The organism is Nonomuraea sp. ZG12, from assembly GCF_052068115.1.
Classification (GTDB): domain Bacteria; phylum Actinomycetota; class Actinomycetes; order Streptosporangiales; family Streptosporangiaceae; genus Nonomuraea.
Window position 1 is genome coordinate 148,399 of record NZ_JBQHCW010000009.1, and the last position, 25,541, is coordinate 173,939.

Sequence of the window (25,541 nt, forward strand, 5' to 3'; positions counted from 1 at the left end):
CATGCGAGCAGGTATGGCCAGTTCATGCGCCGAGGGGGCGGCATGAGCAGGGCGTCCCGAGCGCATCAGCGCCTGGCGGTCCGCTACTTCGACGACCGCATCCTGCTCACAGACTCCTCCGCATGGGCGTACTTCCGTCTCCCCACGGTCAGCTACGAGTTCGTCACGCCGGAGGAGCGGGAGTCGCTGGCCACCAACATCACGATCGCGCTGGCGGCGATCAGGATGCCGGACGCCGAGGTCCATCTGCGGGTGGCGCATCGCGCCTATCCGGCGGCCGAGTGGGCGATGGCGCTCAACTCCACCTCCGACGAGGGGCCGGGCTGGCGCGACTACCTGGAGGAGATGTACCGGCACGTCTGGGCGAAGGACTTCTGGTCCAAGGAGGTCTATCTCGGCGTACGGCTCGGTCCCCGGGGCAAGCAGCTCGGCAGCGGGGTGCTCTCGCAGCTGTTCGGCTTCTACCAGCGGACGGAGAAGGCGCTCGGCCTCGACGACGACCACGTGCCCGACGGTGAGATCCGCCGATGGACCGAGCAGGCCGAACGGCTGGGCCGGGCCCTCGCCTCCAGCGCCCTGTACGCCCGTCACGCCACCTCGGTCGAGGTGGCGTGGTTGTTCCAGCACGCGGCGGCGGGGGCGCTGGCGGACGCGCCGCCGTCGGCCAGCCCGAAGCGGCGCTGGGGCAAGGGCGAGATCGAGTCGCTGGTGGAAGGCGAGATCCACAACGGCAGGTCGCTGCTGCGCATCGTGCAGCCGCAGGGTGACTCTTATGTGGCGCATCTGTCGTTCGCCCGGTTCCCCGACATCATGCCGTTCCCGGACGGCGAGCCGTGGATGCACTTCTCCGACCAGTTGCCCTTTCCGGTGGAGATCTCCTCGCGGATGCGGCTGATCCCTCCGGTCAAGGCGTCCAGGGATGTGGCGCGCAAGCTGGCGCACGCCCGCGACATGGACATCCACATCCGGGAGGCCGGCGCGGAGGCGCCGCTGGCGCTGGCCGAGCAGATCGACGCGGCCCGCATGCTGGAGCACGGCATCACCAAGGAGCGACTGCCCTTCGTGTACGGATGGCACCGGCTGATCGTGTCGGCCCCGTCCGAGGACATCTGCGTGCAGCGGGTGGAGGCGGTCGTCGAGCACTACCGCGACATGGGCATCGACGTCGTCAACTCCACGGGCGACCAGTTCTCGCTGTTCTGCGAGGCGCTGCCGGGGGAGAAGGTAGGCGTCAACGCCTACGCCCAGCGCCAGCCGCTGCGGACGATCGCGGGCGGCATGGCGACGGCCACCGTGGACCTCGGCGACCGGTTGGAGGACGCCGGTGAGGGCTGGCTGGGCCCGTACATCGGCGAGACCGTCGGCAGGGCGCGCAGCATCGTGCACTTCGACCCGCTGCTCGCGGCCAGCCGCAACCGCCCGACCGCCATCGCGATCACCGGCGAGCCGGGCGGCGGCAAGACGACGCTCGCGCTGCTGATGATCTACCAGATGGCCCTGCGCGGGGTCACCGTCGCGGTGATCGACCCCAAGGGCGACGCCGAGTCGCTCGTGCAGTTGCTGCAGAAGCGCGAGCGCAAGGCGCGGATCATCCCGCTCGGCTCGGCCGCGCCGGGGCTGCTGGACCCGTTCTCGTTCGGCGACGACATCGCGGCCAAGAAGACGATGGCCACCGAGACGCTGCGGTTGCTGCTGCCGAGGATGTCGGAGGAGCGCGAGTCGGCGATGATCCAGGCGGTGGCGGCGGTGTCGAACGCGCCCGACCCCTCGCTCGGCAAGGTCGTCGACTACCTGGAGCAGACCGAGGACGCCGCGTCGAAGAACCTGGGCGCGGTGCTGCGCTCGATGTCGGAGATGCACCTGGCCCGGCTCTGCTTCGACCCCTCCGGCGGCGACCAGATCGACTCGGAGGGGTGGACCACCGTGTTCACCCTGGGCGGTCTGACGCTGCCCGACGTGGCCACCACCAGGGACGACTACTCCTACGAGCAGCGCCTGTCGGTGGCGCTGCTCTATCTGGTCTCCCAGTTCGCCCGGCGGCTGATGAACGGGCTGGACCGGCGCGCGCCCAAGGCGATCTTCCTCGACGAGGCGTGGGCGATCACGTCCACGCCCGAGGGCGCCAAGCTGGTGCCCGAGGTCAGCCGGATGGGCCGCTCCCGCAACACCGCACTCGTCCTGGTGTCGCAGAACGCCGGCGACCTGCTCAACGAACAGGTGACCAACTGCCTGTCCTCCGTTTTCGCCTTCCGGTCCACCGAACGCGTGGAGGTCGACCACGTCATGTCACTGCTCGGGGTGGAAGCATCTGAGGAGCACAAGGCCGTCTTGCGCTCACTCGGCAACGGTGAGTGCATTTTTCGTGATCTGGACGGCAGGGCAGGGCGGATCGGGGTGGATCTGATCTCCGAGGACCTGCTCCGCTGGCTCGACACGAACCCGACACACGACAAACCCGACGGCAACGGGCATGATCTTCAAGGGGGAGTGGTCCGGGCGCAGGAGGTGCGGTCATGAGGATCCGACTATCCAGACGGTTGACGCTTGCCCTGGTGGTGCTCCTGGGCATCCTGGTGGTGCCGCTCGTCGTGGGCAGCATGTCGCCCGCCGCGGCGGCGCCCTGTGACCTTTCGGGCGAGCTCGCCCCCGAGGTGATCGGCAGCGGCACCGACGGCCTGATGGCGGCGCCGGTGCCGGAGGGCGGCGTACAGCCACCCACCACCAACTACGGCCAGTTCGGCATGAGCGGCCAGTTCTGGCACACCCACGAGCTCGGCTGCTCCGACATCGCCGCGGTCCTCGGCAACTCCTGGGCCAACACGATCTTCCTGTGGGCCAAGGCGGTCGACCGGCTGACGATCACCACCTATCAGGCGGCGGCCACCGAGGGACCGCTCCAGTCGATCAAGGACGTCGTCGACGACATCGTCACGAACCTGGCGCAGGCCATGTACTGGCCCTACCTGCAGCCCATCGTGATCCTCGGCGCGATCTGGCTGGCCTGGTACGGCCTGATCCGCAAGCGGGCCACCACCACCGCCGAAGGCGTGATCTGGATGGTGCTCGCGGTCACGGTGGCGACCTGGTTCCTCAGCCGGCCGCAGGACTTCACCGGGCTCGGCAAGATCGTCACCGACAAGACCGGCGAAGTGGTCAACTCCGCGTTCTCCGGGCTGCCCGGCGCGGGCGGCGCCTCCTGCCTGCCGCCGCCCGGTGACGCCAGCCCCGCCGTCAAGGCCGGCGGGTTCGGCCAGAACGGCACGCCGGGCGTCGACCAGAACGCCGACGCCCTGTGGTCCACGCTGGTGTGCAAGCCCTGGCTGATGGGCCAGTTCGGCACCGCCGACCCCAACCAGCCCATCGTCCGCGACTTCGGCCGCGTCATGCTGGAGACCCAGTCCATACCGGCGGCCACAGCGGCCAACCCCGCGCCGGACAGGGCCGCCCACCAGGCGAAGTACATCGAGATCGCCGACAAGCTGAAGAACGACTCGCGCTACTTCATCTTCTCCGGCCGGGACTGGACGAGCCGGCTCGGCGTGGCCATCGGCGCGCTCATCGCCGCCCTGGTGGCGGGGGTGCTCATCTTCCTGGTGGCGGTCTCGCTGCTGGTGCTCAAGGTGGGCTTCCTGCTGTTGCTGATACTCGGGCCGGTGTTCCTGCTGATCGGCGTCCATCCGGGCAGCGGGCGGATCATCGCCATGCGCTGGGTGGAGATGCTGATCGGCACCCTGCTCAGGCAGGCCGTGCTCGCGCTCGTGCTCAGCGTGCTCGTGTACGGCTACGCGCTGATCATCTCCACGGCGATGCCCTGGGGGTTGCAGATCCTGTTCATGGCGTTGCTGACGATCGCGGTGTTCTTCTACCGGCGGCCGTTCCAGCATCTGTTCGCCTCGATGGGCGGTCACACGCTGACCACCCGCATGCTCGGCGAGGCGGCGAGTTCGCCGGTGCTGGAACGGGCCTCGAACGTGCTGCCGCCGGTCGCCTCGGCCAGGATCGGACGCTGGGGCGCGCGTAAGGCCGAGCCCCTCATCCACGCGGCCACCGGCGGCGTGGCGGGCGGGGTGGCCTCCGCCGTCGCGCAGGGCCGGGCCAGGGGCGAGGAGTCGGAGGGCGCGGCGACGCCGTCGGGTGTCCGGGTGCCCGCGCCTTTGGACACGGACCAGCAGGGCGGCAGGGGGCCCGGCAGGCAGGGACCGGCGCCGCGCCAGGGTGACGCGCCGCCGCTCAACCTGGGCGGCACGCCCACCCGCACCCGTGGCGCCTCGCCCGGCGCGGGCCCGCGCGGCACGGGAGGCGGCACGGGTGGCGGCTCTGCCGCGTCCGGCGGCAGCTCGGGTGGCTCGGGTGGCGGCTGGTTCGGCGGCCGTTCCGGTGGTGGCTGGGCGCCTCGCGGCGGCTCCGGGGGCTCTGGCGGCTCGCGGAGCTCGGGTGGCTCCGGCGGCTCCCGGTCGGGTGGCTCGCGGTCGGGCGGCTCCCGCTTCGGCGGGTCCGGCGGCTCGGGCGGTTCACGGTCGGGCGGGTCAGGTGGCTCGGGCGGCTCCCGGTCGGGCGGGTCCCGTTTCAGCGGGTCCGGTGGCTCGCGCCGCTCCCGCTGGAGCGACTCCCGGTCGAACGGCTCGTCCAACGGCTCCTCGGGCGGCGGCATCTTCGGCCGCAACCCTGACGGGCGGGTCTTCGGCGGTGGGTCCGGCGGGTCCGGCGGCGGGATGTTCGGCGGCTCCTCCGGCTCCGACAGGCGTTCGGAGCCGCCACCGCTGTGGGGCAGCTCCCGTAAGGACGAGCCCCCGGTGCCGTTCTGGCTCAACCCGTCCAATCCCGACAAGGACTGATCATGGCCCAGCCCGGTGACAGGCGAGGGGTGGCCTTCGCCGCCGTCGTGGTGATCATCGCCGCTGTGGGGCTCTACCTGGCGCTGTGGCCGGATCCTGAGGAGCCGGTCGCGGAACAGGCGCCTGCCGGCGTCACCACGAGCTCGCCCGTCGTCGAGAGCACACCGCTGGCCACCGCCAGCGACGCGCCCTTCGACGTCTACTCGTACTTGCCGATGTCGAAGGAGCAGCTCGCCGCCGCCGCCGACCTGGCGGAGCGGTTCACCGTCGAGTACGGCACGTTCCGCCACGACGAGGACCCGGCGGCCTACGCGGCGCGGGTGAAGCAGTACACCACGGCCGAGCTGGGCGACATCCTCGCCAGGACCCTGACCTCGCCCGGCACGGTGGAGCGCAACCGCGCCGACGAGGTGGTCTCCACAGCGACGGCCGCGCTCAAGGAGATCCGGCAGGTCGACAAGACCTCCGTCGTGTTCGTGGTGGCCGGCACGCAGCAACTCGCCACGAAGAGCGGCACCAAGCAGCTGGCGGAGGAGTACGCGGTCACGGTCAGCCAGCTCGGCTCCGACTGGCGGGTCTTCGAGCTGCGGCCCGCCGGCGAAGGTCAGGACGGAGACCCCGAAGGGTGAACGTCTCCCGCCCTCGTGTCCTCCTGGCGGTCGTGGTCGCCGGGATGCTGCTGCTGGCCCTGGTGATCATGTCGCCGATGATGATGACGTCGATCCCGTCCTTCATCGGCAACGGCGGCGAGCAGCCCGACTGCACCGACGACGGCACGCGGGTGCAGGAGGCCTCCGACTCGGCCGCCGCCGACATCCCGGCCGAGTACCTGGAGCTCTACCGGAAGCACGGCGAGAAGGTCGGCGTCCAGTGGAGCGTCCTGGCCGCCGTCGGCAAGCGTGAGACGAACCACGGCCGCTCCGACCTGCCGGGCGTGAAGAGCGGCACCAACTACGCGGGCGCGGCCGGCCCGATGCAGTTCCTGATCAGCACGTGGGGCGGCAAGGCCAGGATCCCGATGTCGTCGCAGTTCAACGGCTACGCCTCCGACGGCGACGGGGACGGCGTCGGCGACGTCTACAACCCCGCCGACGCGATCCTCGGCGCCGCCAAGATGCTCAAGCGCAACGGCGCCCCCGAGAACGTGCGGGGCGCGCTGTTCGTCTACAACCGCGCCTGGTGGTACGTGGACCAGGTCCAGGAGATCGCCAGGGGGTACGCCAAGTCCGGCGAGGTCGAGGTGCCGCCGGAGGCGGACGACGCCTGTGACGACCCGCTGGTCGAGGCCGCGCCCAGCGACGTGGTCGCGAAGATCCTGGCGTACGCGCTGGACCAGCGTGGCAAGCCGTACGTGTGGGGCGGGACCGGGCCGGACTCGTTCGACTGCTCGGGCATCGTGTTCGCCGCCTACCGGGCCGCGGGGCTGTCGATCCCGCGCACCACGTTCACGCAGTGGCCGTTCGGGGTGAAGATCGAGCAGGGCAGCGAGCAGCCGGGGGACTTAGTGTTCTTCGACGCGGGGCCCGGCACCTCGCCGAACAATCCGGGACATGTGGGGATGGTCGTGTCGAAGGGGAAGATGGTGGAGGCGCGCTGCCGCCTGTGCGGGCCGATCAAGGTGACGGCCTACGACAACCGGGACAAGATCGTGGGCTTCACCCGGCCGCTGCGGAACCCTGACGTGATCGCCCAGTTGGAGAGGCTGGAGAACGCCTGATGACGGTGATCGTGGTCGCCGCGGTGATCCTCGACCCGGGCGGCCGGGTGCTCGCCGCGCAGCGTGCCGACCCGCCTGAGCTGGCCGGGGGATGGGAGTTCCCCGGCGGGAAGGTCGATCCGGGGGAGAGCGAGATCGAGGCCCTGGTGCGCGAGTGCCGGGAGGAGCTCGGGGTCGAGGTCGGCGTCGGGGAGCGCGTCGGTGGGGACTGGCCGCTGAGCGAGGGGTACGTGCTGCGCGTCTGGTTCGCCACGGTGACGTCGGGGACCCCGGAGGCGAAGGAGCACCTGGCGCTGCGGTGGCTGGAGCCGGGCGGATACTACGACGTGGAGTGGCTGGGGGCCGACCTGCCGGTCATGGAGGCCGTGGAGAAACTGCTGTCGCAGGGGTTGAATGGTTGCTCTGTGTGACATAAGTATTACTGGTAGTAATCGTCGCATCGGGGGAGGCGGCTTCAATGAATCGGGGCTGGATCGTGGGCGGAGCCCTGGTTCTGGTGGCGGCGCCGGCGGTGCCCGCGGCGGCGGCCGGGGTGACCATGGTGCTCGACCGGGTGGACGACTCCGCCGGACTGCGCACCGGGGTCAGCGCGGGGGACGTGCTGCGGTACCGGGTGCGCTTCGACGGGACGGCGCCTGACGCCCGGCTGGCCGTGGCCACCACCCCCGTCCATGCCCTCACCACCCTGACCTGCTCGTCGCCGTCCCGTGTGAAGCAACCGGCCAACGGGACCGACCCGCAGACCCTGACCACGCGGCAGCCGCTCGCCTCGCAGGGACCGCCTGCGGCTGAGCCGCTCGTTTCACAGGGTGCGGCTGAGCCGACGGCGTCGGAGGGGGCGGTCGAGCGTGATGGCTCGGCGTCCGTGATGCCCTCTTCGGGGCTCGGCGCGGATGCTGCTCCGGCCTCCGGTGAAGGGATCTCAGCCGGCTCGTCCGACGGCGTCTCCGCTGCCAGTGCGCTCGCCGCGCGGACGCTCGCTGACATGGAGACCTCGGGGTCGAGTACGGCGGTCGTGGCCGGAGCGCGGGCGTGCGTCCTGGGCGAGCTCTCCGGCAGACGGGCCGTGGACGTGGTGCTCACCGTCCCGGAGGGGGCGGGCGAAGTGGCGCTCGCGGCCGTGGCCAGGGTCCGCCTGGGGGGTGGGAAAGGCCTGACGACCATGACGGAGGCCACCGGCGTACCGGTGCGGGGCGCAGAGCCGGACGACGCGCCCGCCTTCGGCGGGGAGGCGGTGCGCGTCGACCCCGAAGCCAGGGCCGACAAGCGCCAGACCGTACGGCAACGCGAGGCGAAGACGGTCACGAGGGCTCGACGGCAGACCCGCGAGCCGGGGACGGCGGAGGCCCCCCAACAGCCCGAGGTGCCAGGGTCGACCGAGGTCGCCGAGCAGCCGTGGACGTCGGCCACGGCCGAGGGCTCCACGAACCAGGGGGAGCCGGGCCAGGCCGGGATCGTCCGGCAGTCGGGAAAGCCGGGCAGGGCCGGAATCGCCGGGCCGTCGGGAAAGCCGGGCAGGGCCGGGATTGCCGGGAAGCCGGGTAGGGCCGGGGTCGTCGGGCAGCAGGGGAAGCCGGGCAGGGCTGAGGGCGTGGGAGAGCTCAAGAAGGCTGACGTACCGCAAGGCAGGGAAGTCGGCGCGCCTGAGGGCGTGCGGCCTGGTCTGGAGGCTGGGGGTGTGCGGCCTGGTCTGGAGGCTGGGGGTGTGCGGCCTGGTCTGGAGGCTGGGGGTGTGCGGCCTGGTCTGGAGGCTGAGGGCGTGCGGCCTGGTCTGGGGGCAGAGGGCGTGGAGGTTGGCGGGGGCGTGGGGCGGGGTGGTGTGCCGGTCGGTGGCACCGAGGTGGGGGTGGGTGGGGGTCTCTGGCGGGAACCTGCTCTCCGAGCCGCGCCTGAGGGGAAAGGGGAGAACGCGGCGGAGTTGCCTCCGGCGGCCCTTCCCACCGCGTCCGCGTCGCCGTCAGTCACCGGCGTGTCAATGGATGCCCCGGGGGCGCCGCTGCCCCGGGCGGTGGCCGCGCCGCAGGTGCGGTTGCAGGCCGCGGAAGTGGTGAATCCGCTGGCCGGAGGTCGTGGGCTGTCGGCGGCGGCGGGAGGGATCGCGGTGTTGATGGCAGGGCTGTGGGCAATCAGCAAGGCGCATCGGGGACGTACAAGGAGAAAGGTGTTGTAAATCGGTCTTTACTGTTGCATTTACCCGACTAGTATTCCCTTGACCATAGTTGCGGGATTGCGCGGAGGGCACTGGTGGCACGTACCGGAGCGACGGCCGTGTCCGCGGTGCTGCTCGCACTGACGTTGACCGGTGTGGGCGCCAGCCCCTTCGTCGGCTACGGCGCGAGCGCCTCGGCCATCGCCTACGATCCGGATCCGGTACCGCCGTGTGACGCCGGCGAGGACTGCCCGCCCGAGACCACTGTCACGGTCACCACCACCCTGCCGACCCCCAGCTCCGAGGCCGAGGCGCCGGAGACGACGATCACCAAGACCGTCACGGCGAATCCGACGCCGAAGTCGACCCCGACTCCCAAGCCGACGAAGACCACGAAGGCGCCGGAGCCGACGCCGGTCACGCAGACCACCGCGCCGCCGCCGGCGACCCTGCCGTCGCAGACCGTTGACGTGCCGAGCGTCTCGGCGACGCCCCAGGAAACCGACGTCGTGCTGCCTCCGGTGACCGGCACGACGGAGGCCCCGACCTCGCCGCCCCCGACCGAGGGCCAGTCGGCCGAGACGGACGAGATCCCGCTCGAGATGCGCAACGCGGCGCCGGAGTTCGACCAGCGGAGCCTGACCCAGCAGCTCAGCATCCCCGCGCTGGTCCTGGTGCTGCTCGTGCTGTTCGCGGTGCTCATCTTCGAGGGGCGGCTGCGCCGCATGGCCCACGCCGCGGCGGTCCGCAAGGCCGGACCCATGGCAGGAGCCATGGCCGGTCACCCTGGCCATCCCGACCCGCACGGCTATCCGGCGGGCCCCGGCTACGCCACGGCCGCCATGCCCGCCCCCGGCTATCCGGGTGGCACGGCGTACGCGCCGATCATCAGTTTCGTCCCGGTGCAGACCTATCCGGGCGGTCAGGTGCAGTACGGCGCGGTCTATCAGGATCCGAACGCCTACACCCAGCCCGGCTACGTTCCCGAGCAGCCGTCCGCGGCTCAGCCGGAGCCCGTGGTGCTGCAGCCGGACCAGTTCGACTCCTTCAGCCACCAGCCGGAGCCCGAAAGGGAGATGTACCGGCCGCCCCACGGGGACACACCGCTGGAGACGCCGCTGGAGACGCCGCCGGAGACCGAGGTGTACCGGTCGCCGTTCGAGCCGGTGATCCCGCCGGAGGCGCCGCCCACCGACATCCCGCCCGGCGGCGCGAAGCCGTACGAGGACTCCCCGGAGCGGCCGCTGCCCTCGGCCTCGGCCGCCGAGCCGGGCGACTCCGAGCCGTGGGGCGGCGTGTTCCCGCTGCCCGGCCACAGCCCGGCGCCCGAAAGGGCGGACACCCCGTGGCCGGCCGAGCCGCCGACCGAGACGCCCGCCGAGACGACGGTCGTCCAGCCGCTGCCTCCGGCGGGCAAGCCCAAGCGCGGGATCGGCCGGCGCCGGAAGTAACTGTTGAGAAACATCGGAAGGAAACCCGATGTCAGTGGGTGTGGTCGGCTCTGACCTGGAGGCCGAGACGGCGTAGCGCCCGCAGGAAGAGCGCCACCGAGCAGGTGAAGGCGAGCACGCTGATGGCCGCGACGGCGATGGGGCGAACGAGTAGATAGGTGCCGAGCGTCACGGACAGCAACAGCCAGATGCTCAAGGTGGCGTTCGCCAGGAGGACCAGCGCCCACAGCAGGGTGAGCTGGACGAAGCAACGGCGGATGCGCGCATGCGCCATGACGGCCCGGGGCAGTCGGACGTACTCGCCGATCAGCTTGCCGACCAACGGGCGGCGCAACCGGACCGAGGCCAGGAACACCATGCTGAAGCAGATGGTGCCCAGCTCGGGTTGCAGGAAGTAGACGAGCGCGCTTCCGCTCCACGCCGCCAGCGCGGCGCGGACGGTGATCGCGACCGTGGCCAGCATCATGCTCGCGGAAAGGGGACGGCCGCACAGTCGCCGCAAGGCCAGGTTGCCGTAGGCCCAGGCGAGCACTGCGGCCAGGGCGCCGTTCAGGCCGAAGGCGGCCAACGCGGCATAGAACAGCGCGAGCGGGATGATCACCGCCTCCAGCAGGCGGGGTATGGCCTGCCTGGCCAGCGACATCAGGCCAGGAAGGGCCACCACCATCGGGCCCGGTCCCGGGTCGGCGGGAACGGCCTCGGGCAAGGACACGCTGATGCTGGCGCTGGCACGAACGGTGACCACGACATCCTCCAAAGACCCGAAGACGCCTTGGCTGACGTGTGCTGCGAGCAGGCAGGCGGCCGAGCATCCATCGCGGCTCACCGCCTCAGGCCGGCAGCCGGACACCCCTCAGTCAACGCCCATCGCCACGCTACGGATACGGGCGAAGTCAGCAAGGCTCATCGTTGCCGCCGATCACCAAGCTCCGCTGGGCAGCGTCACCGGATCCAGCGCCGGAGAAGAGGCCGATGGCGAGGCCGCGGATGGACGCCGACCGCAGATGTGGTGCCGGCGAAGGCCGGGGCGCGGGCGCTGTTGCGCCGCTCGAAGGCGGGTGTACTGGTCGTCGACTTGGTCGAGGCCGGTGGAGTCGTCTCTAGCCGGGCTCTGTCTTACGCCAGCGTGCCTCGAAGCAGGAGTAACACCCGAAGGTGACCAGGCCGAGCGCGACGGCGACCAGCAGCCAGGGGCCCAGGGGCGTCAGCGTGAACTTGCGCAGCGCCCCGTCCAGGCCCTGCGCCTCATTCGAGTCGAAGGTGGCGGCGGTGATGACGAGGAACATGCCGAGGACGGCGAACACGCTCCCGCGCGCGAAGATGCCCACGACCCCCAAGACCTTGACGGTCCTACGGGTGCGCACGCCCATGTGGTTCATGTGCAGGTTGTCGGTGAACTTCCCGCGGACGGCTTCCACGATCATGCTGATACCCACCGCTACGACGCCGAGGCCGATGAGCAGGACCAGCCATCGGCCACCGGTATGGCTCATCAGCGTGGCGGTGATGTCCTGGGACTGGTCGTCGCCCTTATGCCGGCTTCCGACGTCGAGTAGGAAGGTGACGGTGGCGATGCACAGCGCGATGTGGACGATGGCCCGCCCCAGTGATGCCAGCCGCTTGACGGCCGTACCTCCGTTCGGGCTGGCCTGCCCATAGATCCCCTCGGCCAGCCGCCACAACGCCAGCCCGGCGAAACCGACCGCGACCAGCCATAAGGCGATGAACCCGCCGGGATAGGCGACGACGGCGTGCATCGCTCCTGAGGCGTCAGCCGCCTCACCACCGATGCCCACGCCGATCTGTACCGCCAGCACGCCGATCAGCAGATAGGTGACACCACAGGCCACGAACCCTGCCCGGGCCAGCCATTCCAGCCCGCGGCTTGAGGCCGCCTGGCGGCCCACGGACTTGACGCCGCTCTTCACCGTCATCACAGACCTCCAGATGGTTTCCCGCGGATGTCAACATCGAGTCACCGTTGCCGGGAGTCGTCCTGAGATGCTGATTGCTCCTCGCGGCCTTCGGCCGATGGGGGGTGGTGCTCGTCGCCGTCGTTGAGGAGTTCCTCGAACAGGACGCGGTAGTGCACCATGGCTTGCCGCAGGTCTTCGGTGGAGGCCGCGTCCAGGGCGGCGCGTACGCTGATCTCGCGGGCTTGGCGGTAGTGGTGCAGGGTACGGCCGTGCACCACCGAGAGGTCGGCGAGTTGCTGGTCGAAGTCTTCGGTGGGGTATCCGCGTTCGGCCATGGCGGCCGTGACCAGTTGGTCGGTCTCCCTGACCGCGCGGGCCGGCGTGTCGACGAACTGCTCCTGGAGGGTGACCCAGTGCGCGATGTAGGCCTGGCGGGATTCGGGGGTGAGGGGTTTGATGTCGAGGGTGGAGACTCGCTGTTGGCGGTCTCGGAGTTCCTGTTCGGCTTGGCCACGGGTGTCGCGTTCGTCCATGGTGCGGTCGTATTCGGGGCCGAAGCGGCGGCGAAGCTGTCGCCTGCGTTGTTGCTGTTGCAGGACGACGAAGCCGATGGCCAGGATCACGATCACCGCCACGGCGATGGCCACGACTGTCGTCATTGCGGACATGTCTGCCTCCGTGAGGTAGCGAGCTCGGGTCGATTCTTGACGGGTCGGATGGAGGGAATCTCAGACCGGGAAGCCTGCCGGGGAGAGACACGCCAGGTGTTCGCGGCCTCGTCCGGGCTGACGTCGCCGCTTCACCTGGTGGTGTAGCCGGGCGGGTCCAGCAGGGGCGGCGGCGGGCCGTCATCGATGACGTCTTGGCGGCTGCGGACGGTCGACTGGCTCCAGCGTGATCTGCTGCGCAGCACCAGGGTCAGCAGCCCGCCGGTGCCGCCGAGCATCAAGATGATGCCGATGACGCGCAGGTCGACGTCACCGGCTGGGCCGGTGCTCAGCACGAAGGTGAAGATGGCGCCGACGATGATGACCACGATCGCGGCGGTGGCGGCCATCAGCGGTCATCCCCGCGTCCGCGTGGGCATGTGCCGGGCGGAGTCATCGACGGCCGACCCGGCTGCCTGAGCGGCGGCTGGTGATCATGTTGTAGCCGATCAGCAGGACTGCCGCGCCGAGGATGGCGCAGACCCAGGTGGACAGGTTGAAGAAGCCCTGGATGCCCTTGACGTGGAAGACCTCGGTGGCGATGAAGCCACCCAGCAGTGCCCCGGCGACGCCGAGGATGAAGGTGATGATCAGGCCTTGCCGATCTCTGCCGGGGACCAGCATTCTGGCCACCACCCCGGCGACCAGCCCGAGAATGATCCAGGCGATGATGCCCATGACGGAACTCCTATGGTGGTGAATCGCTGTCTGCGAGGGACCGGTCTTGCGGACCGTTCAAGGCAGAGGGCCGGGCGCCACGGACGTGGCGGCGCGGCGGTCAAACCGGTTCACCTTGACCTAACACCCCTGCTTGCTCCGCGGAAACAGGCGATCGAGGAAGGGGCGATCACTAGAACCGATTACCGGAACGGGCCGCCAGGACGCGCAGGTTCAGGGGTGCATCCGTTCGGTTCTGCGGGTCAGAGGGTGTCGTCTCCCTGGCTGATGGCCGTTGGAGCGTCTGCGGGCGATGCCGGTTCCCTGGGGTGTAGCCAGCCGAGTCGTCCGGCGAGTTGCCTGGCGCTGCCGATGACGGCTTGGAGGTGGGGTGGGGGGGTGGCCTCACGCCACAGCAGCGACCATGGGAAGTGGGTGACGGGCTCGGTCAGGGGGCGCCAGGTGGTGCCGGTCCGGTTGGAGGCGCGGGCGGAGGAAGGCACGCAGTGCACGCAGCGGTGCTGCAGGACGAGGTCACCGGCGGCCCGGGTGCTCTCGACGGTCCCTTCGTAGATGGTGGGTGCGAAGCCGACGCCGCGGCACAGCTCGATGACGAACTGGTTCAGCTCCGGGGTCTGGCTCTCCTCGCCGAGCAGCAGCAGTTCGTCGGCGAGGGCGGCGACCGGGACGACGGCTTGGGCGGCGAGGTGGTGGTCGTCGGGGATCAGGACGCCGAGCGGGTCGAGCCTGATCAGTTCGGAGGCGATCTCGGGCGGGGTCTGGGAGGCGCGGCCGATGCCGATGTCCAGCCGCCCATCGGCCAGCTGCCGGTACTGCTCGCGGGTGCCGGCTTCGACTTGGTGGATGGTCAGATCCGGGTGGCCGGCCTGGAGTTCGCGCAGGATCTGCGGCATGGAGTCGTAGGCGGCGTCGATGATACCCACGCGCAGCGTCGGGGTGGAGGCGGCGGCGTTGCGCGCGGCCTGGGTGGCCCTGCCGACCTGGTCGAGGATCTGGCGCGCCTCGATGAGGAACACGGTGCCTGCGGGGGTCAGGTCGACGTGGTGGGTGCTGCGGTCCAACAGTCGCACGCCCAGCTCGCGCTCCAACCGCTGCACCTGCTGACTCAGCGCCGACTGGACGATGTGCTCGCGGGCGGCGGCCCGGCCGAAATGTAGCTCCTCGGCCAGGGTGACGAAGTAGCGCAGCTGGCGTAACTCCATGCTCACCACCCCTTCCCGGCCAGCCAACCCCGAGATGGACCGTCTTTCGCCACTGTAGAGCCTCCGGACGAGCCTGGTTCTACTTGCTCGGCTGGGGTGTCTGGCAGGCGATCTTCGGGTTCATACCGAGGTAGTTCAACGGGCCGGCCAGGATCGTCACGCCGATGGTGGCCACCTGGTTGCAGCCCTCGACCTGTCCTGAGTAGTAACCGCGCTGGCCTGCCGCGACAGCCCCGGCGATCAGCCACACGATCAGCACTAACGATGCGATACGCATCAAATCCTACCTCTGTATACATCAACTGCGCGGGAGTGTCGGAGACGATGGGCGGCAGCGGCGAGGCGAGGGCATCGCGAAGGCCGACAGCATCAAGGCGGGCCGGCTCGCTGCCTTCACCCCTGCTCGGGCGGCGGGGGTGAAGGCATGACTCAGCGCTTGAAGGCGTCCTTTGCCTTCTCGCCGGCCCGCTTCAGGTTGCCCATGACCTGATCGGTCTTGCCCGCGGCCTGCAGGCGCTGGTTACCGGTGGCCAGGCCAAGGCGCTGCCTGGCCCAGCCCATGATGACCTGTGCCTTGTTTCTGATCTTTCTACTCAGACTCATCGTGATGTCCCTTCACCGCGCTGCTTGTGGTCATCGCCCGGGAGATCCATTGATTCGGTCTCACCATCAGCCATGACCAGGTGCGGGCGGGCGTCGGCCGCGATCAGGCGGCTTGGAGTTCAAGTCTCCTCCCCAGTCTGAAGTGGGGAAACAGGCAATGATCAGTCCGGTTATCACCGGAATCGATAACCAGGGCCGGCCGGGAGGATGCCGTTCACACCGTTCGTTCGTCGATGTAGCACCAGCGCCAGGGCGTCTCGGGCGGCAGCGTAGCGGCCACCGGGTGGTCGGTCTCCCGGTAGTGCTCCCGGGCGTGAGCGCCCGGTGAGTCGTCGGAGCAGGCCACCCACCCGCACGTCTGGCAGACCAGCAGCCGCGTCCAGGTCAGGCCAAGAGCCAAACACTCTGCGCATCGCGGTAACCCATGCTTGGTCAGCGGGGGTATGTCGCGGTGCTCGCAGGGCGGCGCCTGACCGTTCAGCCTGGCGCGTGCGCTCACTTTCATGCGATCTGTGTCCAGGGTCATGCAGACCCTCCTAGGGCGACAGCGGCGCGAGGTGCGCCGACTGATCGCCTTCACTAAACCCGATGAGGCCTACCAGCGGAAACGTCCAATCACAGCAAGCCCCATCACCACATGCGATCGCCAGTTCGTGGTTGACCTGGGCGGCGGTGGGAATCGGGGGTGGTCGGTGATGTCGCAGTCAGGCCAAGGCCGCGCGGGCCCAGCTGAGCGCGGCCGCGGGATCCAGCCGGTGGGGGATGCGATCGGCAGGCGCGTAGCTGAGCCATTGGTCGATGAGCCGGCCGAGCGGTTCGGGCACGGCCGGGATGAGGCGGTCGGCGCGCTCGGGCCGGGTCCCGGCCTGCATCAGGCGGTGCACCCGGAGAAGGTCGGTGTCGCCGTCGGCGCAGGCTTCGGTCTCGCGTCGCAGCGGTGCCATTCCGGTCAGCAGCCAGTAGGCCAGGGCGCCGACCCCGTACAGGTCGGACAGGCTGCTGGGGGCGGTGGTGTCGCCGAGTTGCTCGGGGCTGGCGAACCACTTGGTGCCCCCGGGCAGGACCGTCGAGACGCTGTGCCCGGCCTGGTGCAGCTGCGACATTCCCCAGTCGATGATCCGGATGTTGGCGGGGCCGTCCAGCACGATGTTCTGCGGCTTGATGTCGAGATGGATGATGCCGCTCACGGCGGCTGCCTGCAGACCGGCCAGCACCTGGTCCAGCACCTGCAGGCTCCACTTCAGCGGGACGCCGCCACTGGGCCGGTTCCGCAGTTGGAGGTTGAGGCTGCCGGGCCGGTAGTGGGGAGAGATCAGGTAGGCCGCCTGCGATCTGAGGTCCTGGCCGGAGTCGATGATCTGCCCGAGGTGCGGGCCGGTCAGACACATCGCCCGCATCTCCCGCAGGAATGAGCGGAACCGCTGGGGGTCGCTGCCGGCCTGGTGGAACACCTTGGCCACGACGCTGGTGGCGGGGTCGGTGGGATCGTAGGCCTTGTACAGCGTGGCCGTACCGCTGGAGTCGGCGTTCAGCGGGGCGTAGAGCCGCCAACGGCCGTTGAGAACCATGATCGGGACATGGCCGTGACCGTCAGCGGGGCCGGATGGCTCCGTGCGCAGACCTGCTTGGGACAGGTGCGCGGTCCGCGCCAGGTCCCGCCTGGCCGAGGCGAGGATCCCCTCGGCTTCGAGACGGGCCTGGGCCAGGATCGCGGCGGCCTCGGCCCGGGTTTCCTGCAACACCTGGCAACGCAGCAGGTCCAGCTCGACTGCCGGCGGGCCGGCAATCGCGGCCGCCGGGCGCCCGGTCTGCCTGCCGACCCTCAGGACGGGCATCGGCGCACCGGATCTCAGCACGCTGCCGTGGGGCAGAAAGCGACCTTGCCCGCGCCGTTCCCGTACGGGTGGCGCGGGCTGGGGTCGGGCCGGTGATGCGCGGCCCCCCTGGTCGGTAGGTGCACGACGGTGGCGGCGGCCGGGGTGAGCCACAGACCTGCCCCTGAATGGGGGTGCGGGGTGGTCATGGGTTCTCCGATCGGAGCACATCTTGATCAGGACATCGTGGCGATGGGGTTCGGAGTGGGTTGAGTGGCCATGGAGGCGGGGCACGCCTGCGCTTGAAGGCGAAGGCCGGGCGTCTCATGCCAGCCGATGAGCTCGAGCAGGCGCCGCACCTGCGCCGGCGCTGAGCGAATGGTCAAGACGTGGCCGCCGTGCAGATCGGCGGCCGCGGTGACCAGGGCGCGCAGCCCGCCGACGTCGATGAACGTCAGGCCACTCAGATCCAGACAGAAGCTGCCGCGGCCGGCCATCGAGGCCAGCGCCCGGACAAGGGTGGGCAGGGTGGAGCGGTCGAGCTCGCCCTCGATCCGCAGCCCCTGCGCATCGACAAGCGGGGAGACGCGCAGCAGGTGATCGGCGGACGTGCCGGAGGTGAGCGCGATCTCGGGACGTTCGACCATGAGGTCGAGGGCCAGACCAGGAGTGCCGGCCGTGTCCGTGGTGTTCATGCCGACTCCTTCACAGGGTGCGAGACAAGATGGCCGCCGGGGTGATGCGGCATGAACACATTGCTCTGATGCAGCGTGAGCAATGCAGCGAGGTTCGGTGCCGTGACCTGATCATCCGACAGGCTCGCCACGGCGGAAACCGCCGATCCGAGTCAGGCTTATCACCGAAGGCGATCAGCAGCCGGTTTGCCAACGCGGTGGGTGGCCTGAAGCACGTTCCGGGCGGCTGCAGGCCCTCCGATGACGATTCGCAAGCAACGCGCAGGCGGTGCTGACGGCATGCACACAATCACGCAACGTCGCTGGATCACTGGTGATCGGAACCGCTGACTCTCATCCCAGGCACAGCCGAACCGCAATCTTCGGCTGATCACCTACCTGTCGCGCCGTATGCAACACTGAGCGTGAAGTCCAGCAGAGGGCTTCGTCTCAAGATCCACCTGAGGCGTGCTCTGTCTGGGCTTTTCTCTTGGACACGGCCGCCTGCAACGCACCTCGGAAGCAGGAAACATGGCTGTCCTGGACATCCCGCTAAACGAGATGACCGCCGAAGAGCTCCTGATCGAAATGGTCCGGCCGCAAACCTCAGAACTGCACAAGGCACGGCTCCGCGAACGGCTGGTGGAGACGCACGCCTGGATGGCCAAGGCCCTCGCCCGCCGCTACCGGTACCGGGGGGAACCCGCCGAAGACCTCCTGCAGGCCGCCTACGTCGGCCTGGTCAAGGCCATCAACGGCTTCGACGCCGACCTCGGCTACAACTTCCGCCGCTACGCGAGTGTCACCATGGCCGGTGAGGTCAAACGCCACTTCCGGGACCTGACCTGGGCCGTCAGGGTCCCTCGCGTCCACCAGGAACGCCGCTCGCAGCTCACCAAACTCACGGCCGACCTCAGCCAGGCCCTGGGCCGTTCACCGACCGTCGCCGAACTGGCGGCCAAGATGGCCATCTCCGAAGAAGACGTCCTGCTCACCATGGACGCCTCCAACGCCTACAGCGCCCTGTCGCTGGATGCCCCGATCAACGACGGCGATTCCGCCACCTACGGCGACTTCCTGACCCAGAGCGACACCACCCTGGACACCCTCATCGCCATGCAGTCCCTCAAGCCGCACATCGAAGCACTACTGCCACGCGAAAAACACATCCTGCTGCTGCGCTTCCACGGCGACCGCACCCAAGCTCAGATCGCCGCCGAATTGGGCATCTCCCAGATGCACGTCTCCCGCCTCCTGCGCAACGTCTTCAGCCGGCTACGCAACGTACTCACCGACTAGCCGACAGCCCGCGGCCATCCCGGACGTGTGCCGCCCAGTCCGCTGCAACCAGGTCTCCCCCGGGACACCCGACGTGGCGGGACCCAGGGGCCCCGCCACGTCACCTCACGTCACCGGCTACTTCGAGCGCTTGAAGATCTTGTTGCCCAGCCACACCAGCGGGTCGTACTTGGTGTCGACCACGCGCTCCTTCATCGGGATGATCGCGTTGTCGGTGATCTTGATGTGTTCGGGGCAGACCTCGGTGCAGCACTTGGTGATGTTGCAGTAGCCGAGGCCGTGCTCCTCCTGGGCCGTCTCCTTGCGGTCCGGCACCACGTCGTACGGGTGCATGTCCAGCTCGGCGATCCGGATGAGGAAGCGCGGCCCGGAGAAGGCCGGCTTGTTCTCCTCGTGGTCACGGATGACGTGGCAGACGTTGTTGCACATGAAACATTCGATGCACTTGCGGAACTCCTGGCCCCGCTGCACGTCGACCTGCTGCATCCGATACTCGCCCGGCCGGACCCCCTCCGGAGGCGTGAAGGAGGGGACCTCCCTGGCCTTCTCGTAGTTGTAGGAGACGTCGGTGACGAGGTCCTTGATGACGGGGAACGTCCGCATCGGCGTGACGGTGATCGTCTCGTCCTCGCTGAACGTGGACATCCGCGTCATACAGCCCAGCCGGGGCTTGCCGTTGATCTCCATGGAGCAGGAGCCGCACTTGCCGGCCTTGCAGTTCCAGCGGACCGCGAGGTCGGGTGCCTGGGTGGCCTGGAGGCGGTGGATGATGTCGAGGACGACCTCGCCCTCGTTCACCTCGATGGTGAAGTCCTCGAGTTGGCCCTCGCCGCCTTCTCCGCGCCAGACTTTGAACTTTGCCTTGTAGCTCATGACTTCGCGATCCTGTCGAACTCGGCCATCTCTTCGTCGGTGAGGTACTTGGACAGCTCGTCCCGGTCGAAGAGGGTGATCAGGTCGTCCCGCATCGCGGGCTGATCCTGCTCCTCGATCGTGATCGACGCGCCGTCGTCGGTGGAGCAGGCGAGCAGCTTGCGCCGCCACTCGGGCCGCATGCCGGGGAAGTCGTCGCGGGTGTGCCCGCCCCGGCTCTCCTGGCGCAGCAGCGCGGCGCGGGCCACGCACTCCGACACCAGGACCATGTTGCGCAGGTCGAGGGCGAGGTGCCAGCCGGGGTTGTAGATGCGGGTCCCGGCCGCGCCGACGAGCTGGACGCGCTCCTTGAGCTTCTCCACGACCTCCAGTGCCTCGGACACCTCCTCGGCCTTGCGGATGATGCCGACGAGCTCGTTCATCGTCCGCTGGAGCTCCTGATGCACTTCGTACGGGTTCTCGCCGGAGCGGTGCAGGGGCGCCTCGGCCTCCTCGCGGGCGGCGTCCACCTGGGACTGATCCACCTTGGGCCGGGCCGCGAGCCCGTCGAGGTAGGCCGCCGCGCCCGCGCCCGCCCGCCGGCCGAAGACCAGCAGGTCCGACAGCGAGTTGCCGCCCAGCCGGTTGGAGCCGTGCATGCCGCCGGAGACCTCGCCCGCCGCGAACAGGCCGGGCACGGAGGCCGCGCCGGAGTCGGCGTCCACCTCGACGCCGCCCATGATGTAGTGGCAGGTCGGGCCCACCTGCATGGGCTCGGCGGTGATGTCGACGTCGGCCAGCTCCTTGAACTGGTGGTGCATCGACGGGAGCCGCCTCTTGATCTCCTCGGCGGGCAGCCGGGTGGAGACGTCGAGGTAGACGCCGCCCTGAGGTGAGCCACGGCCGGCCTTCACCTCGGCGTTGATGGCGCGCGCCACCTCGTCACGCGGCAGCAGCTCCGGAGGGCGGCGGTTGTTGGCCTGGTCGGTGTACCAGCGGTCGCCCTCCTCCTCGCTGGTGGCGTACTTGTCCTTGAAGACGTCCGGGACGTACTTGAACATGAACCGCTCGCCCTCGGAGTTGCGCAGCACACCGCCGTCGCCGCGCACCGACTCGGTGACGAGGATGCCGCGCACCGAGGGCGGCCAGACCATCCCGGTCGGGTGGAACTGGATGAACTCCATGTTGATCAGGTTCGCGCCGGCCAGCAGGGCCAGGGCGTGGCCGTCACCGGTGTACTCCCAGGAGTTGGAGGTGACGACGTAGGACTTGCCGATGCCGCCGGTGGCCAGGACCACGGCCGGGGCGTCGAAGAGGACGAAGTTGCCGGTCTCGCGCCAGTAGCCGAAGCCGCCGGAGATCCGGTCGCCGTCCTTGAGCAGGCGGGTGATCGTACATTCCTGGAAGACCTTGATGTAGGCCTCGTAGTCGCCGTGCGTCTCGTAGTCCTCCTGCTGCAGCGCGACCACGCGCTGCTGGAGGGTACGGATCAGCTCCAGGCCGGTGCGGTCGCCCACGTGCGCCAGGCGGGGATACTCGTGGCCGCCGAAGTTGCGCTGGCTGATCTTGCCGTCCTTGGTGCGGTCGAACAGCGCGCCCCAGGCCTCAAGCTCCCAGACCCGGTCAGGGGCCTCCTTGGCGTGCAGCTCGGCCATCCGCCAGTTGTTGAGGAACTTGCCGCCCCGCATGGTGTCACGGAAGTGCACCATCCAGTTGTCGTCGGAGTTGACGTTGCCCATCGCGGCCGCGGCGCCGCCCTCGGCCATGACCGTGTGGGCCTTGCCGAACAGCGACTTGCAGACGATCGCGGTGCGCTTGCCCTGCTGGCGCGCCTCGATGGCCGCCCGCAGCCCGGCGCCTCCTGCGCCGATGACGATGACGTCGTATTCGTGACGCTCGATTTCCACTGAAAGATCCTTACGCGAACGGGAAGGCGATGATGCCCTTGGCCACCAGGCGGACGTAGAAGTCGGCGCCCATGACGGAGAACATCGAGGCCCATGCCAACTGCTGGTGCCGGGCGTTGAGCTTGGAGACGAACGTCCAGGCCCGGTAGCGGACGGGATGGCGGGAGAAGTGGTTGAGCCGGCCCGCGGTGATGTGGCGGCAGGAGTGGCAGCCGAACGTGTAGCCGAGGATCAGGACGGCGTTGAGCACCAGGATCCAGGTGCCGAGGCCGACCGGCTTGTGGATGAGCGCGAGGATCGCGTCATAGGTGAGCACGCCGCCGATGAGGACCGCGAAGTAGAAGAAGTAGCGGTGCACGTTCTGGACGATCAGCGGGAAGCGCGTCTCACCGGTGTACTTGCCGTGCGGCTCCTGCACCGCGCACGCGGCCGGCGACAGCCAGAAGGAGCGGTAGTACGACTTGCGGTAGTAGTAACACGTCAGCCGGAACCCGCCCGGCAGGCCGAGGATCAGCAGCCCCGGCGGCAGGGTGTACCAGTCACCGAACGGCGCCCAGCCCAGGAACCTGGCCCCCTCGGGGCACGAGGTCGCCAGGCACGGGGACGAGAACGGTGCGATGTACGGGTCGACGAAGTAGCTGGTGTCGAGGATCGCCCACACACCGTAGACAAGGAATGAACTGAGCCCGAGGAACGTCAGCAGCGGAGCGAGCCACCATCGGTCGGTGCGCAGCGTGCGCACCTTGACTTGGGCACGCTGCCTTCTCACTGGAGCTGCATCGGGCGTCGTCTGGGTCATCGCGGACCTCTCCACCTCCCGCGGACCCCGCACGCCTGGGATCCGGGTTCGTTCGTTGTGGCGCGTATGCGGTCGGGCTGAGCCGTACCGGCGCGCGTTGGTGTGGGATACGTTACGACGACCGCATGTGGATTTGTGAGGAGCATCACTCACTTTTTCAATGACCCGCTGTGATTCCTGTCACGTACCCCCGTCAGGGGTACTGCCCAGGTGGGGCAACTTCACCACAGTCACGAAAAAGTTATCGATTTGGCGGACAACCCTTATGAACTGCGCAAAGTCCACCGGCTTGGAGACATACGCGTTCGCGTGCAACCGGTAACTGTGCAGGATGTCCTCTTCGGCCTCAGAGGTCGTCAGGATCACCACCGGAATCATCCGCAGATCGCTGTCGGCCTTGATCTCGCCGAGCACCTCCAGGCCGCTCTTCCTGGGCAGGTTGAGGTCCAGCAGGATGAGATCGGGCCGCGGCACGCCGCCGTAGCCCTCCTCGCGCCGCAGGAACGCCATCGCCTGCTCGCCGTCGGTGACCACGTGCAGGCGGTTGCGCACCTTGTTGAGCTCGAACGCTTCCCTGGTGAGCAGGATGTCGCCCTGATCGTCCTCCACGAGGAGCACTTCGATGGGTCGCCAGTCAGTCATGGTCGCCCTCTCCGGCGGCGGGTAGCGTCCAGCGGAATGTGGTGCCCTGGTCCTCACCGCTCGCGTCGAGCCAGAGCTGCCCGCCGTGAAACTCCACGATCTTGCGGCAGAGGGCGAGCCCGATCCCGGTGCCGGGGTAGACGTCGCGCGGGTGCAGCCGCTGGAAGATGAGGAAGATCCGCTCGGCGAACCGGGGCGCGACTCCGATCCCGTTGTCGGAGCAGCTGAACTCCCACATGTCACCGGACCTGGTGACGCCGATGTGGACACGGGGCGGCGACTCGGAGCGGAACTTGACGGCGTTCTCGATCAGGTTCTGGAAGAGCTGGGTGATCTGGGTGCGGTTGCCCAGCACCGTGGGCAGCTCGTCCGCGGTGACGGTGGCCTCGGCGTCCTCGATCGCCGCCGACAGGTTCTCCAGCGCCGCGTTCAGCGCCTGCCGGGTCGCCACGGCGCCGCGCCCGTTGGTGACCCGGCCGACCCTGGAGAAGTCGAGCAGGTTGTTGATCAGGAGTTGCATCCGCTTGGCGCCGTCGACCGCGTAGTGGATGTACTGCTTGGCGCGGTCGTCGAGCTGGTCGCCGTAGCGCTGTTCGAGCATCTGGGTGAAGCTGGCGACCTTGCGCAGCGGCTCCTGCAGGTCGTGGCTGGCCACGTACGCGAACTGCTCCAGGTCCCCGTTGGAGCGCCGCAGCTCATCGGCCTGGTCCGAGGCGGTGCGCCAGGCCGACAGGATGCGCCTGCGCATGGAGTCGACATGGCTCGACAGCTCCGCGAGCTCCGCGGGTCGCTCGACGCCCAGCCTGTGGTCGAAGTCGCCGCCCGCGACGGTGCGCACCTGGTCGGTGAGCTGGGCGATGGGCTTGAGCACGGCGAAGTACACGATGAACCCCAACCCCAGGCCCGCGGCCAGGAGCACCAGGAACAGCACCCACAGCGCCACGTTCAGCAGGCCGATCTGCTCGGCGACCTCGGGCTTGGGGTTCATGGCACGGGCGTCGGCGATCATCTTCATGATGACCGCCGCCCCGGCCAGGAACGCCGCCGTGGTCACCGCGGCGGCGAAGACGAACCAGCGGGCGACCGGCAGCTTGCCGATCCCGGTGGCCGGCTTGGGCGGAGGCAGGGGATGAATGCTCATGTGACGCTCCTGCTGACGAGCATCGCGGCGAGGTCGTCGCTGAGCGTGCCCACATGCCTGATGAGCCGGTCGAGGTCGATGGTCCCGTGCTGCCTGACGAGGTCCACCAGCCCGTCGACGCCCAGCAGCTGCCTGTCTTCGCCGACCGCCGCCTCGATCAGGCCGTCGGTGTAGAGCATCATCGACCACCGCTCGCCCAGCGGCACGTCGATGACCGACCACTCGATGTCGGGGAAGATGCCGAGCGGCGGCCCGGACGGCCCGCCGCCGAGCACCTCGACGACGCCGTCGCGCACCAGCACCGGAGGCGGGTGGCCGACCACCCGCATCCTGGCGTGGCTCAGGTCCGGCGTGATCGTCGCCATGCACAGCGTGGTGAAGATCTCCGGCGCCTTGCGCTCGGCCCGCAGCAGTGTGTCCATCGTGCGCAGCAGCAGGTCACCGCTCTGTCCGGCGAGCACCAGCGTGCGCCAGGCGATGCGCAGCGCCACCCCGAGCGCGGCCTCGTCGGGGCCGTGCCCGCACACGTCGCCCACCACGATGTGCACGAAGCCGTCGGGAGTCTGCACGGTGTCCAGGAAGTCACCGGCGAGCCGGGAGCCCTGCGTCCCCGGCAGGTAGCGCGTGACGTGCTCCAGCTTCTTGGTGCGCAGCAGGGGAACGGGCAGCAGGCCGTTCTCCAGGCGGGCGTTCTCCTTGGCCGTCAGCTCGGCCTCGACCAGCCTGATCTGCGCCAGGTCCGCCCGCTTGCGCTCCATCGCGTAACGGATCGCCCTGGCCAGCAGGCGCGCGTCGACGTCCTGCTTCACCAGGTAGTCCTGGGCTCCCGCCTGCACGGCCGCCACCCCGACGTGCACGTCGCGCAGACCGGTGAGGACGAGCACCGCCGCGTGCGGGGCCATCCGCAGCACCTGCTCCAGCGCCTCCAGGCCGGTGGCGTCGGGCAGCGAGAGGTCGACCAGCACGCACTGGATCTTCGAGGTCAGCTCGGCCCTGGTCTCCGCCAGGCTGCGCACCCAGGTGATCCTCGGCGGCGCCTCGGCCTGCCTGAGCAGCTCCTCGACGAGGAACGCGTCCCCGTCATCGTCCTCTATGAGGAGCAGCGTCAGCGTTTCGGAGAGAGTTGCCGTCACACACGCCTCTTCGGGAAGTGGG

At 69.2% G+C, this 25,541-nt stretch carries 26 protein-coding genes; 8 read left to right on the plus strand and 18 right to left on the minus strand.

Translation table 11 applies throughout. The features are described 5' to 3' along the window. The first annotated feature begins 42 nt into the window (after positions 1 to 42). The 7 genes from ACTMTF_RS25185 (at position 43) to ACTMTF_RS25215 (ending at position 10,152) form a co-directional block, all read left to right on the plus strand. On the plus strand, positions 43 to 2,517 hold the full coding sequence (locus tag ACTMTF_RS25185) for an ATP-binding protein (protein WP_441112883.1): 2,475 nt from the start codon (positions 43 to 45) through the stop codon (positions 2,515 to 2,517). Further along, on the plus strand, positions 2,514 to 4,835 hold the full coding sequence (locus tag ACTMTF_RS25190; protein ID WP_441112884.1) for a type IV secretion system protein: 2,322 nt from the start codon (positions 2,514 to 2,516) through the stop codon (positions 4,833 to 4,835). Before ACTMTF_RS25185 ends, ACTMTF_RS25190 begins: the two co-directional genes overlap by 4 nt. A 2-nt stretch (positions 4,836 to 4,837) precedes the next feature. Beyond that, positions 4,838 to 5,464, plus strand: a complete 627-nt coding sequence (locus ACTMTF_RS25195) for a hypothetical protein (RefSeq protein ID WP_397011826.1) — start codon at positions 4,838 to 4,840, stop codon at positions 5,462 to 5,464. Continuing rightward, on the plus strand, positions 5,461 to 6,552 hold the full coding sequence (locus ACTMTF_RS25200; protein WP_441112885.1) for a C40 family peptidase: 1,092 nt from the start codon (positions 5,461 to 5,463) through the stop codon (positions 6,550 to 6,552). Before ACTMTF_RS25195 ends, ACTMTF_RS25200 begins: the two co-directional genes overlap by 4 nt. Beyond that, entirely contained in the window at positions 6,552 to 6,962 is a 411-nt protein-coding gene (locus tag ACTMTF_RS25205; protein WP_441112886.1) for a (deoxy)nucleoside triphosphate pyrophosphohydrolase, read from the plus strand. The genes ACTMTF_RS25200 and ACTMTF_RS25205 overlap by 1 nt, the downstream gene beginning before the upstream one ends. Before the next feature lie 47 nt (positions 6,963 to 7,009). Next, the gene (locus ACTMTF_RS25210; RefSeq protein ID WP_441112887.1) at positions 7,010 to 8,722 is read left to right on the plus strand and encodes a collagen-like triple helix repeat-containing protein; all 1,713 of its coding nucleotides are present in this window, start codon (positions 7,010 to 7,012) and stop codon (positions 8,720 to 8,722) included. Positions 8,723 to 8,796: 74 nt separating this feature from the next. Further along, the gene (locus ACTMTF_RS25215; RefSeq protein ID WP_441112888.1) at positions 8,797 to 10,152 is read left to right on the plus strand and encodes a hypothetical protein; all 1,356 of its coding nucleotides are present in this window, start codon (positions 8,797 to 8,799) and stop codon (positions 10,150 to 10,152) included. Between the two features lie 31 nt (positions 10,153 to 10,183). Here ACTMTF_RS25215 and ACTMTF_RS25220 read toward each other — a convergent pair whose 3' ends face one another. From ACTMTF_RS25220 to ACTMTF_RS25275, 12 genes are all read right to left on the minus strand, one after another. Next, positions 10,184 to 10,897 carry a VC0807 family protein gene (locus tag ACTMTF_RS25220; protein WP_441112889.1) on the minus strand — a complete coding sequence of 238 codons (714 nt, stop codon included), beginning with the start codon at positions 10,895 to 10,897 and terminating at the stop codon, positions 10,184 to 10,186. A 355-nt stretch (positions 10,898 to 11,252) separates the two neighbouring features. Then, complete coding sequence (locus ACTMTF_RS25225) at positions 11,253 to 12,086, minus strand: DUF1206 domain-containing protein (protein WP_441112890.1); 834 nt, start codon at positions 12,084 to 12,086, stop codon at positions 11,253 to 11,255. Positions 12,087 to 12,127: 41 nt separating this feature from the next. Continuing rightward, positions 12,128 to 12,736, minus strand: a complete 609-nt coding sequence (locus ACTMTF_RS25230) for a hypothetical protein (protein ID WP_441112891.1) — start codon at positions 12,734 to 12,736, stop codon at positions 12,128 to 12,130. A gap of 131 nt (positions 12,737 to 12,867) precedes the next feature. Continuing rightward, positions 12,868 to 13,125, minus strand: a complete 258-nt coding sequence (locus tag ACTMTF_RS25235; protein WP_441112892.1) for a hypothetical protein — start codon at positions 13,123 to 13,125, stop codon at positions 12,868 to 12,870. Positions 13,126 to 13,168: 43 nt separating this feature from the next. Beyond that, positions 13,169 to 13,453, minus strand: coding sequence for a GlsB/YeaQ/YmgE family stress response membrane protein (locus ACTMTF_RS25240; protein WP_441112893.1), 285 nt, complete (start codon positions 13,451 to 13,453; stop codon positions 13,169 to 13,171). Between the two features lie 242 nt (positions 13,454 to 13,695). After that, a complete protein-coding gene (locus ACTMTF_RS25245; protein WP_441112894.1) occupies positions 13,696 to 14,655 on the minus strand; it encodes a LysR family transcriptional regulator in 960 nt (319 codons plus the stop codon). 79 nt (positions 14,656 to 14,734) lie between these two features. Further along, complete coding sequence (locus ACTMTF_RS25250) at positions 14,735 to 14,932, minus strand: hypothetical protein (RefSeq protein ID WP_441112895.1); 198 nt, start codon at positions 14,930 to 14,932, stop codon at positions 14,735 to 14,737. A 152-nt stretch (positions 14,933 to 15,084) separates the two neighbouring features. Further along, a complete protein-coding gene (locus ACTMTF_RS25255; protein ID WP_441112896.1) occupies positions 15,085 to 15,258 on the minus strand; it encodes a CsbD family protein in 174 nt (57 codons plus the stop codon). A gap of 214 nt (positions 15,259 to 15,472) precedes the next feature. Next, on the minus strand, positions 15,473 to 15,658 hold the full coding sequence (locus ACTMTF_RS25260) for a UBP-type zinc finger domain-containing protein (protein WP_441112897.1): 186 nt from the start codon (positions 15,656 to 15,658) through the stop codon (positions 15,473 to 15,475). A 304-nt stretch (positions 15,659 to 15,962) separates the two neighbouring features. Then, on the minus strand, positions 15,963 to 17,093 hold the full coding sequence (locus tag ACTMTF_RS25265; protein ID WP_441112898.1) for a protein kinase domain-containing protein: 1,131 nt from the start codon (positions 17,091 to 17,093) through the stop codon (positions 15,963 to 15,965). A 14-nt stretch (positions 17,094 to 17,107) separates the two neighbouring features. Beyond that, complete coding sequence (locus ACTMTF_RS25270; RefSeq protein WP_441112899.1) at positions 17,108 to 17,281, minus strand: hypothetical protein; 174 nt, start codon at positions 17,279 to 17,281, stop codon at positions 17,108 to 17,110. A 27-nt stretch (positions 17,282 to 17,308) separates the two neighbouring features. Beyond that, entirely contained in the window at positions 17,309 to 17,767 is a 459-nt protein-coding gene (locus ACTMTF_RS25275) for an STAS domain-containing protein (protein ID WP_441112900.1), read from the minus strand. Between the two features lie 510 nt (positions 17,768 to 18,277). Here ACTMTF_RS25275 and ACTMTF_RS25280 point away from each other — a divergent pair. After that, positions 18,278 to 19,045, plus strand: a complete 768-nt coding sequence (locus ACTMTF_RS25280) for a SigB/SigF/SigG family RNA polymerase sigma factor (RefSeq protein ID WP_441112901.1) — start codon at positions 18,278 to 18,280, stop codon at positions 19,043 to 19,045. A 117-nt stretch (positions 19,046 to 19,162) separates the two neighbouring features. Here ACTMTF_RS25280 and ACTMTF_RS25285 read toward each other — a convergent pair whose 3' ends face one another. The 6 genes from ACTMTF_RS25285 to ACTMTF_RS25310 form a co-directional block, all read right to left on the minus strand. Next, positions 19,163 to 19,918 carry a succinate dehydrogenase/fumarate reductase iron-sulfur subunit gene (locus ACTMTF_RS25285; RefSeq protein WP_397011816.1) on the minus strand — a complete coding sequence of 252 codons (756 nt, stop codon included), beginning with the start codon at positions 19,916 to 19,918 and terminating at the stop codon, positions 19,163 to 19,165. Then, positions 19,915 to 21,804: a fumarate reductase/succinate dehydrogenase flavoprotein subunit gene (locus ACTMTF_RS25290; protein ID WP_441112902.1), complete on the minus strand. Its 1,890-nt coding sequence runs from the start codon at positions 21,802 to 21,804 to the stop codon at positions 19,915 to 19,917. The genes ACTMTF_RS25285 and ACTMTF_RS25290 overlap by 4 nt, the downstream gene beginning before the upstream one ends. A gap of 10 nt (positions 21,805 to 21,814) precedes the next feature. Beyond that, positions 21,815 to 22,603 (minus strand): hypothetical protein, encoded by a 789-nt coding sequence (locus tag ACTMTF_RS25295; RefSeq protein WP_397011812.1) that lies wholly within the window; start codon positions 22,601 to 22,603, stop codon positions 21,815 to 21,817. 180 nt (positions 22,604 to 22,783) lie between these two features. Beyond that, the gene (locus tag ACTMTF_RS25300; RefSeq protein WP_441112903.1) at positions 22,784 to 23,245 is read right to left on the minus strand and encodes a response regulator; all 462 of its coding nucleotides are present in this window, start codon (positions 23,243 to 23,245) and stop codon (positions 22,784 to 22,786) included. Further along, the gene (locus ACTMTF_RS25305) at positions 23,238 to 24,386 is read right to left on the minus strand and encodes a sensor histidine kinase (protein WP_441112904.1); all 1,149 of its coding nucleotides are present in this window, start codon (positions 24,384 to 24,386) and stop codon (positions 23,238 to 23,240) included. The genes ACTMTF_RS25300 and ACTMTF_RS25305 overlap by 8 nt, the downstream gene beginning before the upstream one ends. Further along, positions 24,383 to 25,519 carry a PP2C family protein-serine/threonine phosphatase gene (locus tag ACTMTF_RS25310; RefSeq protein WP_397011806.1) on the minus strand — a complete coding sequence of 379 codons (1,137 nt, stop codon included), beginning with the start codon at positions 25,517 to 25,519 and terminating at the stop codon, positions 24,383 to 24,385. Before ACTMTF_RS25310 ends, ACTMTF_RS25305 begins: the two co-directional genes overlap by 4 nt. Between the last annotated feature and the right edge of the window lie 22 nt (positions 25,520 to 25,541).

Coding starts and splice junctions, on each gene's coding strand:
- ACTMTF_RS25300 (WP_441112903.1), bottom strand. CDS start 23,245: ATGACTGACTGGCGACCCATCGAAGTGCTCCTCGTGGAGGACGATCAG.
- ACTMTF_RS25240 (WP_441112893.1), bottom strand. CDS start 13,453: ATGGGCATCATCGCCTGGATCATTCTCGGGCTGGTCGCCGGGGTGGTG.
- ACTMTF_RS25230 (WP_441112891.1), bottom strand. CDS start 12,736: ATGTCCGCAATGACGACAGTCGTGGCCATCGCCGTGGCGGTGATCGTG.
- ACTMTF_RS25280 (WP_441112901.1), top strand. CDS start 18,278: ATGGCTGTCCTGGACATCCCGCTAAACGAGATGACCGCCGAAGAGCTC.
- ACTMTF_RS25305 (WP_441112904.1), bottom strand. CDS start 24,386: ATGAGCATTCATCCCCTGCCTCCGCCCAAGCCGGCCACCGGGATCGGC.
- ACTMTF_RS25285 (WP_397011816.1), bottom strand. CDS start 19,918: ATGAGCTACAAGGCAAAGTTCAAAGTCTGGCGCGGAGAAGGCGGCGAG.
- ACTMTF_RS25190 (WP_441112884.1), top strand. CDS start 2,514: ATGAGGATCCGACTATCCAGACGGTTGACGCTTGCCCTGGTGGTGCTC.
- ACTMTF_RS25195 (WP_397011826.1), top strand. CDS start 4,838: ATGGCCCAGCCCGGTGACAGGCGAGGGGTGGCCTTCGCCGCCGTCGTG.
- ACTMTF_RS25210 (WP_441112887.1), top strand. CDS start 7,010: ATGAATCGGGGCTGGATCGTGGGCGGAGCCCTGGTTCTGGTGGCGGCG.
- ACTMTF_RS25250 (WP_441112895.1), bottom strand. CDS start 14,932: ATGCGTATCGCATCGTTAGTGCTGATCGTGTGGCTGATCGCCGGGGCT.
- ACTMTF_RS25275 (WP_441112900.1), bottom strand. CDS start 17,767: ATGAACACCACGGACACGGCCGGCACTCCTGGTCTGGCCCTCGACCTC.
- ACTMTF_RS25295 (WP_397011812.1), bottom strand. CDS start 22,603: ATGACCCAGACGACGCCCGATGCAGCTCCAGTGAGAAGGCAGCGTGCC.
- ACTMTF_RS25255 (WP_441112896.1), bottom strand. CDS start 15,258: ATGAGTCTGAGTAGAAAGATCAGAAACAAGGCACAGGTCATCATGGGC.
- ACTMTF_RS25245 (WP_441112894.1), bottom strand. CDS start 14,655: ATGGAGTTACGCCAGCTGCGCTACTTCGTCACCCTGGCCGAGGAGCTA.
- ACTMTF_RS25185 (WP_441112883.1), top strand. CDS start 43: ATGAGCAGGGCGTCCCGAGCGCATCAGCGCCTGGCGGTCCGCTACTTC.
- ACTMTF_RS25235 (WP_441112892.1), bottom strand. CDS start 13,125: ATGGCCGCCACCGCCGCGATCGTGGTCATCATCGTCGGCGCCATCTTC.
- ACTMTF_RS25205 (WP_441112886.1), top strand. CDS start 6,552: ATGACGGTGATCGTGGTCGCCGCGGTGATCCTCGACCCGGGCGGCCGG.
- ACTMTF_RS25270 (WP_441112899.1), bottom strand. CDS start 17,281: ATGACCACCCCGCACCCCCATTCAGGGGCAGGTCTGTGGCTCACCCCG.
- ACTMTF_RS25265 (WP_441112898.1), bottom strand. CDS start 17,093: ATGCCCGTCCTGAGGGTCGGCAGGCAGACCGGGCGCCCGGCGGCCGCG.
- ACTMTF_RS25225 (WP_441112890.1), bottom strand. CDS start 12,086: ATGACGGTGAAGAGCGGCGTCAAGTCCGTGGGCCGCCAGGCGGCCTCA.